Origin of the sequence: Fictibacillus arsenicus (assembly GCF_001999465.1) — a bacterium.
GTDB classification, from domain to species: Bacteria; Bacillota; Bacilli; order Bacillales; family Fictibacillaceae; genus Fictibacillus; species Fictibacillus arsenicus.
Genome location: NZ_MQMF01000001.1, coordinates 318,968 through 337,840, shown reverse-complemented (window position 1 = coordinate 337,840; position 18,873 = coordinate 318,968). Strand labels below are relative to the sequence as shown.

Sequence of the window (18,873 nt, the reverse complement as noted above, 5' to 3'; positions counted from 1 at the left end):
AAGTTTTTCTATAAAAGATAATGAAAGGGTTCCACTATTGTATACATGTGTCTTTACACCTGAGGGAAAGAAGATATAATGTGATAGTGTTATTGTTTTTCAACTAGAATTAAAGGAGTAAAGTCATGAGGGATTTTTTACATAAAAAAGGGATAAGTTTGTCTCCGAAGGTTTATTTCATTACAGGTTTTCAATATTTTGCTCTCGGTTTGATGGCTTCTCTTATCGTCGGACTGATTTTTAAAACCATAGGTGAGCAGCTGTCTATTCCGTTCTTTGTTAAAATGGGACAATTAGCTATGACATTGATGGGTCCAGTTATTGGTACGGCAGTTGCTTATGGATTAAAAGCACCTCCACTTGTCCTCTTTTCCGCTGGAATTGCAGGAGCAGCCGGGGCTGAACTTGGCAGTGTTGCGGGCTGTTTTGTCGCAGCTCTAATTGCAGTTGAGATCGGAAAGCTAGTATCTGGTGAAACCAAGTTTGATATATTAGTGACTCCTGCTGTAACCATTTTAACCGGTTATACCGTGGCTGCTTTTGTAGGACCGGGAATCGATCAGTTTATGAAAACTTTTGGACAGCTTGTTATGTGGTCGACTGAGCAAAGACCTTTAATAATGGGAATATTAGTAGCCTTATTATTAGGTCTTGCTCTAACCGGGCCGATATCATCTGCAGCCATCGCAATGATGTTAGGACTCGAAGGTATTGCAGCAGGTGCGGCAACAATCGGATGTGCTGCCCAAATGATTGGTTTTGCTACGAGCAGCTATAGGGAAAATGGCTTTGGGGGCTGGTTGACCCAAGGGATTGGTACTTCAAAGCTTCAGTTTCCAAATGTCGTGAAAAACCCTTACATCCTCATTCCTCCAACAGTTGCAGGTATCATCCTGGCTCCGATTGGAACGCTGTATTTTAAAATGGAGAATATTCCAGCTGGTGCTGGGATGGGGACGAGCGGACTTGTTGGTCAGATTATGACACTCAGGACTATGGGCTTTACCTTTGAAACATTTCTTGCTATATTTATTTTGCATTTTGCAGGCCCTATAATCATTAGTCTGCTATTATCAGAGTGGCTAAGAAAGACAGGCCGGATCAAATTCGGTGATATGAAACTGAATCAATAAGGAGCTGCTTAATATGGAAAACATTAAATCAATCGAACAATTTCAGGAAACGATAAAATCTGGTATAACTGTAGCTGTTTTCTCTGCAGATTGGTGTCCGGATTGTGTTGTTATTAAACCAATCCTCCCTGAGATTGAAGAGGAATATCCACAGTATAACTTCGTCTATGCAGACCGTGATGAACTAATCGAACTATGCCAGGAACTGGACATCTTCGGTATTCCTAGTTTTGTAGCATTTAAAGATGGACAAGAAATCGGCCGTTATGTGAATAAAGAAAGAAAAACAAAAGAGCAGATCACATCCTTTTTAGAAGAATTAAATAACTAGAACTAATAGGATAAAAGTGTATGTTATAATAGCGGTATAGTTATTTTTATAATTGAAGGGAAGTATTTCAGAATGGCAAAAGTTGAAGTGAACCACAGTAAATATGAAGGAATTCGTTTTGATATACAAGATGAGAACGTTATTTTAGTAGATATCTTAGAAACGATTCCATTCGAATATGAAGGTAAAGAAACAATGGTTACGATTCCGACAACAGAATTCACTTCTGTATGTCCTTGGTCAGGACTTCCGGATTTTGCAGATATTATTATCAGCTATATTCCGAACAAAGATCTAGTTGAGATGAAGTCTTTAAAATATTATTTAACATCTTACAGAAACGTAGGGATCTATCAAGAACATGCTACTAACCGCATTAAAGAAGACTTGGTAGAACTTCTAAAACCTAAATATTTAAAAGTTACAGGAAACTGGAATGCACGCGGCGGACTAGGAACTGAAGTAGTAGTAGAATATAAAGAAGATAGCAGCAACTAAATGAAAACCTCCTTTTGGAGGTTTTTCACGTTGATATACTTTCTCGCTTAATGAAAGGAGACGATCGTTTTGAGTAATACGATTAAACTGAAAAAGGCATTGGAACAAAAACTCTCAAATCCTGAACGTGAGATAACGTATCTGAGAGAAGAAGAAACGTTGAGAGTACAAGATACGCAAACAGGAAAAGGGGTTTCTCTTTCTTTAGGCGGACTTAGTGCGAAATGGGAAAAAGGAAAAGACCAGCTTTTAGAGGAGCTCGTCTATTATGTTGAGGAAGGTTTGAAAGCAGTTCGTTTATCTGCTGATGAAGAGTCTCTTTCACGTATTTTCCCTGTTATACGTTCAGCATCATTTCCTGCTGAAACACCAGAGGGTGAGAAACTCTTCTATCAAGAACACACTGCAGAAACCAGAATTTATTATGCTTTAGACCTAGGCAAAACTTATAAACTTTTGACGAATCATAAAATGAGGGATTTAAACATAGAGGAGTCTCAGGTTGTTGATGCAGCAAGATTTAATGTTAAGCGTCTGTCAACAGACTACAAGCAGGACCAGGTAGCCGGAAATACCTTTTTCTTCTTAAATCATAATGATGGTTATGATGCGAGCAGGATTCTAAATATCAGTTTCTTAGAAGAGATGAAGAAGCATATATCAGGTGAGATGGCTGTAGCTGTACCTCATCAAGATGTATTAATTCTTGCAGATATTCAAAATAAGCAAGGATATGACATACTGGCCCAAATGGCTATGCAATTTTTCATGAATGGCCGCGTACCTGTAACTGCTTTACCTTTTATTTATGAGAATAAAGAGCTTGAACCCGTCTTTATTTTAGCGAAAAATAAGCCCGTAGAAGATGAAACGAACGAGTAATCAGTAAATGTAGTTGCAAAATAAAAGCCGCTAGAACATTCTAGTGGTTTTTATTCTTCTTTTTGAGCCGCATGTGCTCAAATAAATATTTATACTATTGTTTCTCTTCTATTTTCGCTACAATAAAGAAACAACCAACAGAAATAGGTGAGAAAATGAGTTGGATAAAAAAATTAATGAATACGTTTTTTGATGATGATGATAATGAGGATGAATCCTTATATGAAAAAGAAGAGCAGTCTGTAAAAAAACAGCCTGCAGATGAGAAAGGCACTCCATCGCATAAGCCGGTCAGAACACCAGCTTTCAAAAACGGGAGAAAGCCTGTTCAACCTAATACTCAGCATTCGGCTAAAATGCTGCATAAGTATCCAGAGAACGCTCCTTTCCGTTTTCCGGTCATACCTGATGAAAAAACAAGCCATAAAGCTCAAGTCCAGCGAAATACATATCAGCCAAGAGAAAATAATTTTGAGAAAGAGCAGGTAGTCCGCAGAGAAGAAAGGTCAGCTAGAAGTGAAAGTAGAAGATCATCTTCTATGGCCCCGAATCAAAAGAAACCAGAACCAAAACGACCGGCATTTAAGGCTACGCACGTTCCATCGCCAGTTTATGGCTTTGAGAAAAAGAATAAAAACTCACATAAGCCAACAAACGATGCAAAAGATTCGGTTTCAGAGGTTAAATCAAGGTTTACTCCTACTGATGTGCCGTCACCTGTCTATGGCTATGGAAAGCGGAAACCTGAAGGGATTTTATTTATTGGGAGAGACATACCCCCAACGAACTCGATTGCGGAAGAACTTTTGAAATCAGTAGATGAAGCACTTCCTTCAGCACCTGAAGAAATCGTTTCTGTTTCAGAAGAAATAAGAGAAAATGTTGTATCTGATCCTGTAACTTCTGATGAAGATTTTGTGGATCAAGAACTAATTGTTCAAGAAAACCGAAAAGCTGAACCTCTATTGGAATTCGAACAAGAACAAGTATTTAAACAAGAACAAGAGTTGAGACAAGAACAAGATCAAGAAATGCTTACTGAGGAAACACAGGTTTTCCATCAGGAAAAAGCGACAGAGATCTTTGAAGAACCGGTTCAGCAGGAAGAGAAAAGAAACAGTGTAAGTGAGTTTTCTTCTACTGAATCTGAACCAGTACAACAAGAAAAAATCGAGCAAGAGAAAGAAGTACAACAAGAATCGGCTCCAGTTATAAAACGTGAAACACCAAGAAGCGGCGGACAGTATGTTCCTTTTAATGTGCTGATGCTAAAAAAGGACAGACAGACAAGCATGTCCCAGCCTAAAAAAGAACAAACAACAGTGAAACCTCAACCGCCTGCCACTCATACAAGACCAAAAAGAACAGTAAATGATACCAAGCAGTTATTTGTTCCCTTATCATTCTTAAATAAGGCGGCTGTATCACTAGAAGATGATGATATTTGGCTGAATGAACAAAAACATACTCTTCAGTCAACATTAGATAATTTTAACGTGAATGCAAAAGTTGTTCACATGACAAAAGGGCCTGCTGTAACTAGATTTGAAGTTCAGCCGGCACCGGGCGTCAAGGTTAACAAAATCACGAATTTAACGGATGACATTAAGTTAAGTCTTGCCGCAAGAGATATCCGTATTGAAGCGCCAATACCTGGTAAAAATGCAATAGGTATTGAAGTGCCGAATCAGCATAGCAGGGCGGTATTCTTGCGTGAAATTATTGAGCATGAGGTGTTTAGAGATTCAGCTTCATCTTTAACAGTTGCCTTAGGTCTTGATATTTCGGGAGCTCCTGTTGTAACTGACTTGCAAAAGATGCCGCATGGTTTAATTGCAGGTGCAACAGGATCAGGTAAGAGTGTCTGCATTAACTCCATATTAGTAAGCTTGTTATATAAAGCGAAACCAGATGAGGTAAGGCTGTTGCTCGTTGATCCTAAAATGGTTGAACTTGCGCCTTACAATCATATTCCTCATCTTGTTACACCGGTTATAACCGATGCAAAAGAAGCGACTGCCGCTCTAAAATGGGCTGTTGAAGAAATGGAACGACGCTACGAAGAGTTTGCAAAAACGGGTGTAAGAGAAATCAAACGGTATAACGAAAAGATGGAGCAGGAGAGGCTCTATCAGAACAAGATGCCTTATATTGTAGTCGTTATTGATGAGCTTGCTGATTTAATGATGGTATCTCCACAGGAAGTAGAAGAAGCCATCTGCAGAATTGCCCAAAAGGCTAGAGCATGCGGTATTCATCTGCTTCTTGCGACTCAGCGGCCGTCGGTAGATGTTATTACTGGTTTGATAAAAGCGAATGTGCCGACTCGGACAGCATTTGCAGTTTCATCTGCTATTGATTCACGAACGATTTTAGATATGAGCGGGGCTGAACGTTTATTAGGCCGCGGTGATATGCTATTTATGGAAAATGGATCGAATAAAGCCGTACGTATTCAAGGTACCTTCGTATCGGATGAAGAGATTGAAGAAGTAACGCGATATGTGAAAGAAGAATATAAAACAGATTATCTATTTACACGCGAGGAACTGATTCAGCATCAGCAAACAACGGAGGTTGAAGATGAGCTTTTTGAAGAAGCATGCTACTATGTGATCGAAGTAGGAGCCGCATCTTCTTCCAGTCTGCAGCGCAGGTTTAGAATCGGCTATAACCGAGCAGCGAGACTTGTTGATATGATGGAGAGCTTTGGATTAGTTTCTGAGGCGATGGGAAGCAAACCAAGGCATGTTCTTCTTACACAAGAAGAATTAGAGAATCGTTTATACAGTCAAGTAGATTAAGATGAAACTTTGTTGATTTTGAAAGTAGTTGATTTCCGTTCCAGGATGCTCGCTTTCCGCGGGGCGTGCGGTGAGCCTCCTGCCGCTCTGAGCCATTAGGAGTCTCACCTGCCACACTCGTCCCGCAGGAGTCTCGCACCTTGCACTCCAATCAACTTGTCAGTGAAGTGAATGAACAAAACTACTTATAAGCAACTATCTTTTAGAAAAGAGCCTTAAAAGAAAGAATAAACTGGCGGAGCTTCCGCCAGTTTTTCTAATTTCCGATGAATGTTCTTCATCCAATGAAAAAGCCCATCATAAATGATTTCCTTGAGTTATTGGGTCTTGTCGGCTATTATAGTGTGGGGAATAGTTCCCTTCTGTTATTAACCATGAAAAAGTCATGAGGAGTAAATAGATGAAAGAAATAGAATTAAAGCTGCAGGGAAAGATTAAGCGGCTGACGAATAAAACATTTAAATTTGATGAACGGATCGGAGAGGGATGGTTCTCTGCTGTTTATTTTCTTAAAACCTGTGAAATAGTAGAATCGTTTAAACCTGATAATATGGTAACGATGCAATTTTTCCAAAAAAGCGAGGCTGTTTTATGTGGTTCGGATGAGGCGATCGCTCTTATAAAGACGTTTGCTAAAGATCCTGACTCTCTAGAAATCTATTCGCTGAAAGACGGCGATAAAATTTCACCTTTTGAAACAGTACTCACTATAAAAGGACCCTATCAGAATTTTGGCTTTCTCGAAGGGATGATTGATGGAATCCTAGCCAGAAGAACGTCAGTAGCCACGAATGTTTATAATGTAGTGAAAGCTGCGAGCAAATCCGGTATCCAAAAGCCTGTGATTTTTATGGGTGACAGGGACGATCACTTTGCTCAGCAGGCTGGTGATGGATATGCATCCTATATCGGGGGCTCAACTGCACAAGCTACTCATGCTATGAATGAATGGTGGGGCAAAAAAGGTATGGGTACTATGCCTCATGCTCTTATACAAATTTTTAATGGCGATATTGTTGAAGCTACGAAAGCATACCATGCGAAATATCCTGAAGATGATCTGATCTCTCTTGTCGATTACAACAACGATGTCATTACAGATGCTCTGAAAGTAGCGAGAGAGTTTGGGGACACGCTAAAAGGGGTAAGGGTTGATACTTCACGTACGATGGTTGATCAATACTTTTTTAGAAACCCAGACGTGCTTGGTTCTTTTGATCCAAGAGGCGTTAACCCTGAGTTGATCTTTGCACTTCGTAATGCTCTAGATGAAGAAGGCTTTCAGCATGTAAAAATTGTTGTAAGCGGCGGATTCAAAAAAGAAAGAATCGAACAATTTGAAGAGCAAAAGGTTCCTGTAGATATTTATGGTGTAGGCAGTAATCTATTAAAGATCAATATTGGATTTACAGGCGACAATGTCCTGATGCATGATAATCATCAAGCAAAAGCAGGAAGAATCTATCGACATAATCCTAGACTTGAACGTGTAGAATAGCTTTAGATTAAATATTCCTTTTTTTGGTGAAGTTATAGGAAGGTATTCTTTTAATATCGGACTATTAGAATCTTATCATCTGTCTATCATGGTGATGAAACTTTATTTTTGCTATAATGGTTCAAGTATTTGAATCAGCCTGTAATTTGTAAGATATAACCATTCAAGTAATCAGGCATATAATAATACAAATAGGCCTTTTAGAAGGTGTTCTTTTTGTGGAGGGCTTTACATGACACAATACCATTTTATTGGAATTAAAGGGACAGGGATGAGCCCGTTGGCACAAATCCTTCATGACATGGGTCATGATGTACAAGGATCTGATATTACTCAATACATCTTTACGCAGTCAGCGCTGGAAGAGAGAAACATTCCTGTTTTACCGTTTGACAAAAATAACATTCAAGAAGGTCAAACCATTATTGCAGGTAATGCATTTGGTGAGCAGCATGAAGAAATTCAAGCGGCAAATGAAAAGAATATACCAATTCACAGATATCATCATTTTCTTGGTGAATTTCTTTCTAACTTTACTTCTATCGCCGTTACGGGTTCGCACGGAAAAACTTCAACGACAGGATTGCTTGCACATGTAGTAGGGGCGGCAAAGCCGACTTCTTTCCTTATTGGTGATGGAACTGGAAAAGGAAGCATGGGCAGTGAGTACTTCGTGTTCGAAGCGTGTGAATACCGAAGACATTTTCTTTCATACGAACCAGACTATGCAATCATTACAAACATCGACTTTGATCATCCTGATTACTTTTCTGATTTGAATGATGTAATCAGCGCATTCCAGCAGATGGCGATGCAAGTAAAAAAAGCGATTATCGCATGTGGTGATGATGCCAATCTTCAACAAATTCATGCTCAAGTTCCCGTTGTATTTTACGGATTTGAAGATCATAATGATTTTCAGGCTAAAAACATTCAACGCGGTGATGAAGGAACGACTTTTGATGTATTTGTGCGCAATACGTTTTATGGTACGTTCCAGATTCCTGGATACGGAACTCATAATGTATTAAATGCACTAGCGGTTATCGCGATCTGTCATTACGAAACACTGCCAATGGATATTATTAAAGAGCAGTTAAAGAGCTTTTCTGGTGTGAAGCGCAGATTTTCAGAAAAAGCAGTTGGCGATCAAATCTTGATTGATGACTATGCGCATCATCCGACTGAAATTAAAGTTACGATTGAAGCTACAAAATATAAGTATAAAAATCGTGAAGTGGTTGCTATTTTCCAGCCGCACACGTTTACCCGAACAAAAACTTTTCTTGATGAATTTGCAGAGAGCCTGAGTGAAGCTGACCATGTATACCTTTGTGATATATTTGGTTCCGCACGAGAAAATGCAGGCAATCTATCTATTGATAATCTTAAAGAAAAGATTCCTAATGCGGAGCTTATTTCAGAAGATACCATCGATGTTCTTAAGAAATTTGATAATGGTGTACTTCTATTTATGGGAGCTGGAGACATCCAAAAGTTCCAAAGAGCATACGAAGAAGCACTTACAGCAACTCCATAGGAAAAAAAGAAGCTGACCTATAATGAAATTATTATGGTGTCAGCTTTTTTCGTTGTAGATTTGAATATAGCTCATAAAACTAAAAGCATTTAAAGGACATTTGAAAAGACCGCCTAAATTAACTTTTAGGCGGTCTCATTCATATTACTTTAAGTTTTCTGGATTCAACTGTTCAAGTTCTGGTAATACGAATACACCATCTTTACGGATTAAAATATCGTCAAAATAGATTTCTCCACCGCCGTAATCAGGACGCTGAATCATTACCATATCCCAGTGAATGTTAGATTCATTTCCGTTATATGCCTCTTCATACGCTTGACCTGGTGTGAAGTGGAAGCTTCCATCGATCTTCTCATCAAATAAAATATCTTTCATAGGGTGCTTAATAAATGGATTTACTCCAATCGCAAATTCACCAACATAACGCGAACCTTCATCAGTATCAAAGATTTTGTTGATACGCTCTGAATCGTTTGCTGTTGCCTTTACAATTTTCCCATTTTCAAAAGTTAATTGTACATTTTCAAATGTGAAGCCATTGTAAGGTGAAGGAGTATTATAAGAAATCGTTCCGTTTACTGAATCTTTAACTGGAGCTGTAAATACCTCTCCATCAGGAATGTTATTCTGGCCAGAACACTTGATAGATGGAATATTTTTAATAGAGAACGACAAATCTGTGCCTGGACCTGTGATACGAACTTTATCTGTTTTATCCATTAAATCTTTAAGGGCAGTCATTGCTTCATCCATCTTGCCGTAGTCAAGGTTGCAGACTTCAAAATAGAAATCCTCAAATGCTTCAGTACTCATGCTGGCTGATTGTGCCATAGAAGCATTAGGGTAACGAAGAACACACCATTTTGTTTTCTTAATACGAATCTTGCGGTGCATTGCAAAAATTGTTTTTTCATAAAGTGCCATCTTTTCAGAAGGTACATCAGACATTTCGTTGATGTTGTCGCCTGAACGGAGTCCAATATATGCATCCATCTGACTCATCAATTCACCTTCGTGCTTTGCGATCATCTCCATTTGTTCTTCTGATGCTTGAGTATACTGTGCACGCATTACTGAATGATCCTTTAGCAATACAAAAGGAAAACCACCAGCTGCATATGCTTCTTGTACTAATGCATTTACTAATTCTTTTTGCAGTCCGAAGTTTTCGATGAGAACTTTTTCACCTTTTTGCAAGTTTACCGAGTATGTAATTAAATTTTTTGCGAGTTGCTGAATTCGCGGATCTCTCATGTTGAATAATCCCCCTATATATTTAATATCTTCTTTATTTTAACTTAATTTAAACAATTTGTAATGTTCTATTAAAGGAATTTAGCTTTATGCCAAGAATACTTAATAAAACACGTTTCCTTTGATATAAACTCGGGAAAAGCTAATAATATACTTTCAGGAGGTGTCTCGTATAATGGAAACCATTATTTCAATCAGTGTAGCTATTATTGCAGTAGCATTTGTTGTACTCGTTTATTTTTTGTCAAGAGCTTTAAAGTCCTTGCAAATAACCCTCGATAATGTCGCGGTAACGCTTGGGAGTCTGGAAAAACAACTGGACGGCGTGACGCGCGAGACAACCGATTTGTTACATAAAACAAACCAGTTAGCCGAGGATGTTCAAAAGAAATCGGATTCATTAAACCACGTTTTCTCTGCAGTACAGGATTTTGGTCAATCTGTTCAAAAGGTGAACCAATCTGTCCGTAAAGTTACTGACCAGATCACGGTAGAAACGGAGCGGCAGTCTAAGCAAATATCGCAAGCGGTTCAATGGGGGAATGCAGCATTGAATTTATGGGAGAAATATAAGCTCAAAAAGTCCAATGTTGATTCTGCAACAAACCAATATTCAAGAGGAGGAGTGTAAATGAGCAACAACAATAACAACAATCAAAACATTGACAGCAAGGATTTTATGATCGGTGCTCTCGTTGGAGGAATGTTAGGGGCGGCTGCAGCATTATTACTGGCTCCTAAAGCAGGAAAAGAGTTGCGAAGTGATTTAAATGAACAAGCTGAGTATTTAAAGGATAAAAGTAACGAGTTTTCGCATTTAGCTCGTGAGAAATCCTCAAATATTGTACGTACTGTTTCCGAGCAATCGAATCAAGTGGCTACAAAAGTTAAAGATTTAACTTCTAACCTGCGCAAAGACATTGATAAATGGCGTGCAAAAGAAGAAGAGAATGCTTCCGAATTGTATGGTGAAATCACAGACGATATTCAGGATGAAAAGACATTAGATTATGATCCTGCAAATGAACAGGAATTAGTAGAGCAAAAATATTGATAAGTAAATAACAAATATGAAAAGATAAGAAAAAGAATTTTATTTCTTTTTCTTGTCTTTTTATTATGGAGGTAGATTATTTATGTCACTTATTCAACTGCACAATGAACAGGATTGGAATTTAGTTAAGGAACAAAAAAAACGTATCCTTATTATGAAAAACAGTACAACATGTCCTGTAAGTCATGAAGCTTTTAAAGAATATCAAAAATTCGCTTCTGATAATGAAGAAGAAACACTATATTACTTAAATGTTCAAGACTCCAGACCGCTCTCTAATCTAATTGCAGAACAAACAGGAGTAAAACATGAATCACCACAAGTTCTGATTTTTGAAGATGATACCGTCGTTTGGCATGATTCACATTGGAATATTACAAATAAGAAATTGACTCAGGCAAATGAAAAAACAAAAGCGTAGCAGTTAACGCTGCGCTTTTTCTTTTTTCGTGAAAAAGTTGTTGATTTTCGATCCATGATACTCGCCCTTTTCCCTAAATAAGAACCTCAAACTTTAATTCTAAAACATCTCCTGTTTCAATCTCTGTTTGAAAGCCAGCTTTTTCTTTGTTTTTTAATATGACTAGTGTTTCACCTGGCCGCGGGGAAATTGCAATATCGACTTTAATAAAAATATCCTGAAAAATAAAAGGCTGCTGTGTTGTTTTTTCCATATTAAGTTCGTCATTTGGGTAAAGAACGGAATCTTCCGTTAGTAACTCACCATTACGATAGAACTTAAATAACGGCCTGCTAAGCGATACTTCTTCATTATTAAATGTTACCGAACAGGATTGATGAAGATTTAATTGAAGAGAATCAAGTAAATCTTTTAAGGTTACCTGTTTGTCTTTAACCGTCTCAAAAGTGAGTTGATCACCATCGTTCCAGTATGATGCTCTATCAATGATCTGGCCGTTTAGATAAATAGAATTATTTATACTTCGCGATAATAGGATCGGCTTGCCATCGACTTTTACAGAGAATGAGGAGTTGTTGTCGATTCGGTGCAATCCCTTTATCTCTAAGATTTCTACAATAGTATTAGGAAAATAAGAAATAAGTTCTTCTCGGTCATTTAATAAAGTTTCAGGGGTAACGAGTTGTTGATTAACATAATATTGTGTTTCGATGGTTGTCGGTTCGCCATTTATAACAATCGTTTTCCTTAAATGTTCTTGAACCGCTTCTTTTGCGGCAACAGAAGCATTTGCTCCATTTACACCTGCCTTATAGGAGATAACAGCTCCGTCAAAAATTTCATGCGATAGAGAAGCTTCCTTTCCGCTCATAATAATTTGCGGAGGGGTTCCAAGACCGCCTTTAATCATTTTTACTTGCCCATTGACCTTGATCATAAGCCCCAAACCAGGTCTGCCATATAGCTTAGAGAGGTCAGCGCCGCCGGCTATTAATGCATCCCCAATCGTTAGTTTTTTCACTTCGAATAACCTTATCGTTTTTTCATTAACAGTGATGGTTACATATTTAACAGGATTTTCTCTTGCTGCTATTCCAATTCCAACGGGGGTAACAAATTCAGGACCGGTCTGTTCAATGGATGAAGTAAGTGATGTTATAGCATCAATGCCTCGAATAGCTGCACGTTCTGTTGGTAAATTAAGCTTTTCGGCAATTTTCTCGCGTAGTCCTGGTGTCATACTTCCTCCGCCTACAAACATGACGGCTTGCGGTGGTTTAGCATTTAGCTGAAGAATTTCTTTTGTTATATTTTCAGCTAGATTTTCAATAGACGGCTTTATTTTTTCCAGAACTTCAGATTTAGATTTTTTAGAGGAAAATCCTAAAATATCGGTATATTCCACGAAGTCACTTTGGTATAGGGATCGCTTCATTTCTTCAGCCACCGGGAAATCCAATAGGAATTCTGAGCTGATTGCTTCCGTGATTTCATCCCCTGCAACAGGAACCATTCCATAAGCCACAACAGTACCTTCAGCGGTTAAAGCTATATCGGATGTTCCTGCGCCGATGTCAACGAGTGCCACGTTTAGTTTCCTCATAGATTGGGGGATCAGCACATTGATTGCTGCGATTGGCTCCAGTGTTAAAGCTTCCATTTCAAGATCTGCTTCTCGGAGAGCTCTAATTAAGGATTCTACAACCACTCTTGGAAGAAAAGTCGCAATTACCTCAACGGAAGCTGATAAACCTTGCTGACCGATAAAGCTTCCGATTTCTTGATCATCCAGGTAATAATGAAGAACCGAATATCCTACACAATCGTAGATATGATTAGATTTTTCATCCAGCATACTGGCTAGCTGAAACTGGGCATGCTGAACGGCTGCAAGCTCCATATGTATAATTTCTTCTTTGGATGTTACAGCAACTGTAGAGATGTCTCTTTCAGATCTGCCTTTAACTGTTTTTAAGGCTCGACCTGCAGCAGCAACACAAACTTTTTGGAGCGGTCCAGTCTCCATTTCAAGCGCTTTTTTAATTTTTACAATAACTTTAGCAACTGCAGGTATATGGTGGATTTGTCCATCCAGCATGGAGCGCTCTTCATGTTCCATGACTTTCATATGCAATATTTCATATTTTCCATCAGAATGCTGCTTTAATATCATACCGACGACTGAGCGAGTGCCGATATCCAGTGCAAATAAAAGATTTTTGTCCACGAAGGCACCTCTTTTTGATACGATAGACGTAAGGAATTGTTTAAACGATTTAAGCTGATAATTTTATAGTCTAATTATTAGAAATGTATCACATTTTTTACATTTTATAAATACAGAGGTGTATATAGATGAATCATCCAGAATTAGACACATTACGGACAGAGCTTGATGAAATCAATAAAGAGCTTTTGGAGTTAATCAGTAAACGCGGCGAGCTCGTTCAGAAGATCGGCAAGATCAAGACTGCACAAGGCATGAAAAAATATGACCCTGTAAGAGAAAGACACATGCTGAACTTAATAGCATCAGAAAATGAGGGTCCTTTTGAAACAGCTACTATGCAGCACCTTTTTAAAGAAATATTTAAAGCAGGTCTGGAACTGCAAGAAGATGATCATAGAAAGGCGCTTCTCGTATCTAGAAAACAGCGGTCACAGGATACTGTTATATCGGTAAAAGGGACTGAAATCGGAAGCGGAAGTCCGATTCTAATTGCCGGTCCTTGTGCTGTAGAAAGCTATGAACAGACAGCAGAAGTAGCCAAAGCTGTAACGAATAATGGGTTGAGAATTCTTCGAGGCGGAGCGTTTAAACCTCGTACTTCTCCATACGATTTTCAAGGACTTGGTATTGAAGGATTGAACATATTAAAAAAAATTGCAGATGAATTCAACTGTGCAGTCATAAGTGAAATCGTTCATCCAGATGATTTAGAAATGGCTTCTGAGTATTTGGATATTATCCAAATCGGTGCTAGAAATATGCAAAACTATGAATTACTAAAAGCAGCAGGGAAAATAGACAAGCCGATTCTTTTAAAAAGAGGGTTATCTGCTACGATCGAAGAGTTCATTAATTCAGCTGAGTACATCATGTCTCAAGGAAACGGCCAGATTATCCTTTGTGAGAGAGGGATTCGTACCTATGAAAGAGCAACTCGAAACACACTGGATATAACAGCTGTTCCAATTCTAAAACAGGAAACACATCTGCCTGTCTTTGTAGATGTTACACATTCTACAGGGAGAAAGGATCTGCTCCTCCCAGCAGCGAAAGCAGCTTTAGCAATTGGAGCTGATGGAGTCATGGCTGAAGTACATCCTGATCCTGCAGTAGCTTTATCAGATGCAGCACAGCAAATGAACATTAGCGAGTTTGAAAAGTTTGTTAGTGAACTTGTCAAAAAAGGCTTTATAAAAATGAATCAGATGGTATAGAGTGTTTCAACTTGCCGGCAGCAAATACGCTGCCGGCATTTATTATGGTTCAAGTACTAAAAAAGAGTATGATAAACTCTAATTTCGCTAAAAATAAGCAAAATAGGTATGTTTTCTTTTAAAATCATTTCAATTATTGAATAAATCGTGAAACATGCTCCTATTCGTTGCCTACTTTACTACTTTATCGTATGATATTAGCATTACATAGCTGTCGGACATGCAGTAAAAAAGGAGGACTTTTTTTGAATACAACAATTTATGATGTGGCACGCGAGGCAGGCGTTTCAATGGCAACGGTTTCACGTGTTGTTAACGGAAACCCAAACGTTAAGCCATCTACCCGTAAAAAGGTATTAGAAGCAATTGAAAGACTAGGTTATCGCCCTAATGCAGTAGCAAGAGGATTAGCAAGCAAAAAAACTACGACTGTAGGGGTTATCATCCCAGATATCTCAAGTATCTTCTTTGCTGAATTAGCAAGAGGAATTGAAGATATTGCAACGATGTATAAATACAATATTATTTTATGTAACTCTGATCAGAACAAGGAAAAAGAAATTCATCTATTGAACACACTGCTTGGAAAACAAGTAGATGGAATTGTGTTTATGGGCGGAAAGATTACTGAAGAGCATGTGGAAGAGTTTAAGCGCGCTCCGGTTCCGATTGTTATGGCAGCAACGGTGGACATGAACGAAGAAGTTCCTTCAGTTAATATCGATTATGAAAATGCTGTGTATGAAGCAGTTACAAACCTTCTTGAAAAGGGACACTCGTCTGTCGCTATGGTAACAGGACCTCTAGAAGATCCGATCAACGGCTACTATAAGTTCAACGGTTACCGAAAAGCGTTAGAGGAGCACGGGAAAAAAGTAGATGAGAGCCAAGTTTTTGTCGGTGAATACACGTACGATTCAGGTATTGAAGCTGTTGAGTCTTTCCTTGATAGCAATAATAAACCATCTGCTATTTTTGTAGGAACAGACGAAATGGCTTTAGGTGTTATTCATGGCGCACAAGATCGCGGTTTAAATGTTCCTGAAGATATTGAAGTAATCGGATTTGACAATACTAGACTTGCAACTATGGTTCGTCCAACCCTTTCAACAGTCGTACAGCCTATGTATGACATCGGAGCGGTAGCAATGAGATTGCTGACAAAATTAATGAACAAAGAAACGGTGGAAGAACATACTGTTGTATTGCCTCATCGTATTCAATTTAGAGATTCTACAAAATAAGTTCTGTTTGAGGTGGGAGAATTGAGAATTGGTATTATCGGTGCAATGGATGAAGAAATCGTATATATGAAAGAAGCACTTGATATATATGGGGAAAGCACTTTTGCACAAAATAAATTTTATGAGGGCACACATCATAATAAAGAAGTAGTACTCTGTAAATCAGGTGTGGGTAAAGTTAATGCAGCAATTACTACACAGATTCTGATCGACAGATTCCAAGTTACTCACATCCTATTCACGGGTGTCGCTGGTGCACTTGATCCTGTTCTTGAAGTGGGAGATATCGTTATTTCATCGAGCGCGATGCAGCATGATATCGATGCTTCTGCATTGAGTCCTGATTTTCCTAAGGGAACCATTCCCATGTTCGCCTTTGATTCTGAGTTTAAAGCAGATGAGAAGCTTGTTAAACTGGCAGAGGCAGCGGCTGAGAATCTTTCAGGACCAAAAGTAAAGGTTGGTAAAGTATTAAGCGGCGATCAGTTCATTGCGGATCGTGAGCTGGTTGAGTATTTTGGTGCTACTTTTAATGGGACGTGTATCGAGATGGAAGGATCAGCTGTAGCTCAAGCTTGTTTCTTAAACGAGGTTCCGTTTGTTATTATTCGTTCGATCTCGGATAAAGCGAACGGTGAAGCACCGGCGAACTTTGGTGAATTTACCGCACTTGCAGCAAGACGTTCATCTGATATGGTAGAGAGTATTATCGAATCACTATAAAAATTAGAACGCTTGTTCATGAAGAGCACCTTATTAGCAAGTTTTTTAGTTGGTGCAGATGTCATTTTTGTCGAAAATTGCATAAATTTTATTTTACCGTTGAATTATTACGGATTACCGTGTATAAAAAAGTTATTACCGTGCATATTTTTTGTTTTACCCTGCATAAATCTTCTAAAGACTATCTTATGGCAAAAAAAGGAGGTCTCCAACTGGAGTCCTCCTTCTTTTATGAGCTTTTTCGAATGGAATACAGGCTTTTTTCAAGTGTTGCCCTGTTTTTTGAAGTGATTTCTTCTTTTCTTGGAATCGGCTTATAGATGCCAGCTTCATCTTCCCATGTACGAGGCAATGGATGCTTGGCTTGTTTATCCCAGCGGGTAAGCCAGCTCTCGGTGATCGGACCACTTGGTGAATGATCATTCATCACACACCATAAATACGACCATGCTCTCGGCACGACACGCCAAATATCATATCCACCTCCGCCTGTTGCTATCCAGCGCCCGCCACAGTACTTATCTGCTACTTCTTTTGCTATTCTTGGTATTTCAGCATACGTTTTCATCGTCACAGATAAGTGGGTTAGAGGATCATAATAATGAGCATCAGCCCCATTTTGGGTGATGATCACATCAGGTTTAAAAAAGTCAGCTACTTCCCAAAGGCTCTTTTCATAGCATTCTAAAAATGATTCATCTTCAGTAAAAGCATCAACAGGAACGTTAAAAGAATAGCCATACCCTTTTCCAGCACCTTTTTCATGAATGGATCCTGTTCCTGGAAATAAATATCTTCCCGTTTCGTGGATCGATAACGTGCATACATCCGGATCGTCATAGAAAGCCCACTGAACGCCGTCTCCGTGATGAGCATCTGTATCTACATACAAAACACGTGCTTTATACTTTTGCTTCATATATTCAATGGCGATAGAACTGTCATTATAGATACAAAAACCGGATGCTTTGCCTCTGAACCCGTGATGAAGACCTCCGCTTAAACTAAGTGCGTGCTTAGCTTTCCCTTCCATGACCCAATCGACAGCCGTAAGTGTAGCCCCAACAATCCAGCTGCTTGCTTCATGCATGTTTTGGAAGATAGGCGTATCTTCCGTACCGAGTCCGTAATTTAGCCCGATTTCCTTACTGAGCGTTCCTTCTCCCGCTTTTTTAACGGCTTCAACATAACCTTTGTCATGAATAAGCATAATTTCTTCATCTGTTGCCTGTCTTGGAAGGACAATCTTGCTATCATCAAGACAGCCTGAATCTTTTAATAGTTCATAGGCTAACTGAACTCTAAGCTGGTTAAAGGGATGTGTATCATTAAATTTATAGCCTAAAAGATCTGGTGAATAAACAAAGACTGAATCATTTTCCATTGTTCTCACCTGGAACTGGTGGCCACTTCACTTCATAGCCATGATCTATTAAATGCTCGATTACTGGCAAAGGGTTCATCGTTCCAATTCTGAAAACAACAATCTTCTCTTTTTCATCATGAGAGGGGTAAACAAGTACAGAGCTGATATTCAAATGAAAATCTTTTAATACACTAGCTACTTTTGCTAGCTGACCCGCTTCGTTAGGTACAGCAACTTCCAAATGAGACCCTGGCTGATGAGTTCCAGTTAATTGAATAAAAGCATGAAGCATTTCACGTTCCGTAACTAAACCTACTAGCTTATTATCATCTAAAACGGGAATACAGCTAATGTTATGTTCGTAAAAAATAGTTGAGAGTTCTTCTGCAATATCTAATGGATGTGCCGTAAAAACCGCATTCTTCATAATCGTTGACACTGGCTTCTCAAAGTCTTCTGGATGTTCATTTTGATGAAAGATAGATGGACTTGCATCTTTTACTTCCCGGTCAGTAACAAGACCCAGCAAATTGCCGCTGTCATCCACAACAGGGAGGTAACGTACATCTTTTTCAAGCATAAGTTTAAGGGATGTTCCAATCGTTTCTTCCGCATGGATAGTCACTGTGTTTTTTTGCATCATATTTTGAACGATCACAATATACCACTCCCAAATAA

General features: G+C 38.7%; 17 protein-coding genes. 13 read left to right on the top strand and 4 right to left on the bottom strand.

The genetic code is table 11. The features are described from left to right. Positions 1 to 125: 125 nt before the first annotated feature. From UN64_RS01625 to murC, 7 genes are all read left to right on the top strand, one after another. Positions 126 to 1,133: a PTS sugar transporter subunit IIC gene (locus tag UN64_RS01625; RefSeq protein WP_077359355.1), complete on the top strand. Its 1,008-nt coding sequence runs from the start codon at positions 126 to 128 to the stop codon at positions 1,131 to 1,133. Positions 1,134 to 1,146: 13 nt separating this feature from the next. Further along, the gene (locus tag UN64_RS01620; protein ID WP_077359354.1) at positions 1,147 to 1,464 is read left to right on the top strand and encodes a thioredoxin family protein; all 318 of its coding nucleotides are present in this window, start codon (positions 1,147 to 1,149) and stop codon (positions 1,462 to 1,464) included. 72 nt (positions 1,465 to 1,536) lie between these two features. Beyond that, positions 1,537 to 1,962, top strand: coding sequence for a preQ(1) synthase (queF, locus tag UN64_RS01615; RefSeq protein WP_077359353.1), 426 nt, complete (start codon positions 1,537 to 1,539; stop codon positions 1,960 to 1,962). 63 nt (positions 1,963 to 2,025) lie between these two features. Beyond that, positions 2,026 to 2,844: a DUF1444 family protein gene (locus UN64_RS01610; protein ID WP_077359352.1), complete on the top strand. Its 819-nt coding sequence runs from the start codon at positions 2,026 to 2,028 to the stop codon at positions 2,842 to 2,844. 155 nt (positions 2,845 to 2,999) lie between these two features. Further along, positions 3,000 to 5,648, top strand: coding sequence for a DNA translocase FtsK (locus tag UN64_RS01605; RefSeq protein ID WP_077359351.1), 2,649 nt, complete (start codon positions 3,000 to 3,002; stop codon positions 5,646 to 5,648). Between the two features lie 400 nt (positions 5,649 to 6,048). After that, complete coding sequence (locus tag UN64_RS01600; RefSeq protein ID WP_077359350.1) at positions 6,049 to 7,146, top strand: nicotinate phosphoribosyltransferase; 1,098 nt, start codon at positions 6,049 to 6,051, stop codon at positions 7,144 to 7,146. A 232-nt stretch (positions 7,147 to 7,378) separates the two neighbouring features. Next, the gene (murC, locus tag UN64_RS01595; protein ID WP_077359349.1) at positions 7,379 to 8,686 is read left to right on the top strand and encodes a UDP-N-acetylmuramate--L-alanine ligase; all 1,308 of its coding nucleotides are present in this window, start codon (positions 7,379 to 7,381) and stop codon (positions 8,684 to 8,686) included. 144 nt (positions 8,687 to 8,830) lie between these two features. On the opposite strand, the gene UN64_RS01590 is transcribed toward murC, so the two are convergent. Then, positions 8,831 to 9,943: an aminopeptidase gene (locus UN64_RS01590; protein WP_077359348.1), complete on the bottom strand. Its 1,113-nt coding sequence runs from the start codon at positions 9,941 to 9,943 to the stop codon at positions 8,831 to 8,833. Positions 9,944 to 10,118: 175 nt separating this feature from the next. Here UN64_RS01590 and UN64_RS01585 point away from each other — a divergent pair, with 175 nt between their 5' ends. The 3 genes from UN64_RS01585 to ytxJ all read left to right on the top strand — a co-directional run bounded on the left by UN64_RS01585 (position 10,119) and on the right by ytxJ (position 11,418). Further along, positions 10,119 to 10,574, top strand: a complete 456-nt coding sequence (locus UN64_RS01585) for a DUF948 domain-containing protein (protein WP_066291735.1) — start codon at positions 10,119 to 10,121, stop codon at positions 10,572 to 10,574. After that, a complete protein-coding gene (locus tag UN64_RS01580) occupies positions 10,575 to 10,997 on the top strand; it encodes a YtxH domain-containing protein (protein ID WP_077359347.1) in 423 nt (140 codons plus the stop codon). It abuts the gene before it with no gap. An 82-nt stretch (positions 10,998 to 11,079) separates the two neighbouring features. Further along, complete coding sequence (ytxJ, locus tag UN64_RS01575) at positions 11,080 to 11,418, top strand: bacillithiol system redox-active protein YtxJ (RefSeq protein WP_077359346.1); 339 nt, start codon at positions 11,080 to 11,082, stop codon at positions 11,416 to 11,418. A 73-nt stretch (positions 11,419 to 11,491) separates the two neighbouring features. Here the strand turns inward: ytxJ and UN64_RS01570 are convergent, their stop codons facing one another. Next, a complete protein-coding gene (locus UN64_RS01570; protein ID WP_245801939.1) occupies positions 11,492 to 13,645 on the bottom strand; it encodes a cell division protein FtsA in 2,154 nt (717 codons plus the stop codon). 128 nt (positions 13,646 to 13,773) lie between these two features. Here UN64_RS01570 and UN64_RS01565 point away from each other — a divergent pair, with 128 nt between their 5' ends. From UN64_RS01565 to UN64_RS01555, 3 genes are all read left to right on the top strand, one after another. Beyond that, the gene (locus UN64_RS01565; protein ID WP_077359345.1) at positions 13,774 to 14,862 is read left to right on the top strand and encodes a bifunctional 3-deoxy-7-phosphoheptulonate synthase/chorismate mutase; all 1,089 of its coding nucleotides are present in this window, start codon (positions 13,774 to 13,776) and stop codon (positions 14,860 to 14,862) included. A 245-nt stretch (positions 14,863 to 15,107) separates the two neighbouring features. Continuing rightward, a complete protein-coding gene (gene ccpA / locus UN64_RS01560) occupies positions 15,108 to 16,106 on the top strand; it encodes a catabolite control protein A (protein WP_077359344.1) in 999 nt (332 codons plus the stop codon). A gap of 21 nt (positions 16,107 to 16,127) precedes the next feature. Continuing rightward, positions 16,128 to 16,829: a 5'-methylthioadenosine/adenosylhomocysteine nucleosidase gene (locus UN64_RS01555; RefSeq protein WP_077359343.1), complete on the top strand. Its 702-nt coding sequence runs from the start codon at positions 16,128 to 16,130 to the stop codon at positions 16,827 to 16,829. A 229-nt stretch (positions 16,830 to 17,058) separates the two neighbouring features. Here UN64_RS01555 and UN64_RS01550 read toward each other — a convergent pair whose 3' ends face one another. Next, the gene (locus UN64_RS01550) at positions 17,059 to 18,213 is read right to left on the bottom strand and encodes an acetoin utilization protein AcuC (RefSeq protein ID WP_077359342.1); all 1,155 of its coding nucleotides are present in this window, start codon (positions 18,211 to 18,213) and stop codon (positions 17,059 to 17,061) included. After that, on the bottom strand, positions 18,203 to 18,853 hold the full coding sequence (locus UN64_RS01545) for an acetoin utilization AcuB family protein (protein ID WP_077359341.1): 651 nt from the start codon (positions 18,851 to 18,853) through the stop codon (positions 18,203 to 18,205). The genes UN64_RS01550 and UN64_RS01545 overlap by 11 nt, the downstream gene beginning before the upstream one ends. Positions 18,854 to 18,873: the final 20 nt, after the last annotated feature.

What these genes read in the sequence shown, in the direction of transcription:
- UN64_RS01625 (WP_077359355.1), top strand. Translation starts at nt 126, where the DNA reads ATGAGGGATTTTTTACATAAAAAAGGGATAAGTTTGTCTCCGAAGGTT.
- UN64_RS01580 (WP_077359347.1), top strand. Translation starts at nt 10,575, where the DNA reads ATGAGCAACAACAATAACAACAATCAAAACATTGACAGCAAGGATTTT.
- UN64_RS01620 (WP_077359354.1), top strand. Translation starts at nt 1,147, where the DNA reads ATGGAAAACATTAAATCAATCGAACAATTTCAGGAAACGATAAAATCT.
- UN64_RS01585 (WP_066291735.1), top strand. Translation starts at nt 10,119, where the DNA reads ATGGAAACCATTATTTCAATCAGTGTAGCTATTATTGCAGTAGCATTT.
- UN64_RS01550 (WP_077359342.1), bottom strand. Translation starts at nt 18,213, where the DNA reads ATGGAAAATGATTCAGTCTTTGTTTATTCACCAGATCTTTTAGGCTAT.
- ytxJ (WP_077359346.1), top strand. Translation starts at nt 11,080, where the DNA reads ATGTCACTTATTCAACTGCACAATGAACAGGATTGGAATTTAGTTAAG.
- UN64_RS01605 (WP_077359351.1), top strand. Translation starts at nt 3,000, where the DNA reads ATGAGTTGGATAAAAAAATTAATGAATACGTTTTTTGATGATGATGAT.
- UN64_RS01565 (WP_077359345.1), top strand. Translation starts at nt 13,774, where the DNA reads ATGAATCATCCAGAATTAGACACATTACGGACAGAGCTTGATGAAATC.
- UN64_RS01590 (WP_077359348.1), bottom strand. Translation starts at nt 9,943, where the DNA reads ATGAGAGATCCGCGAATTCAGCAACTCGCAAAAAATTTAATTACATAC.
- UN64_RS01600 (WP_077359350.1), top strand. Translation starts at nt 6,049, where the DNA reads ATGAAAGAAATAGAATTAAAGCTGCAGGGAAAGATTAAGCGGCTGACG.
- murC (WP_077359349.1), top strand. Translation starts at nt 7,379, where the DNA reads ATGACACAATACCATTTTATTGGAATTAAAGGGACAGGGATGAGCCCG.
- queF (WP_077359353.1), top strand. Translation starts at nt 1,537, where the DNA reads ATGGCAAAAGTTGAAGTGAACCACAGTAAATATGAAGGAATTCGTTTT.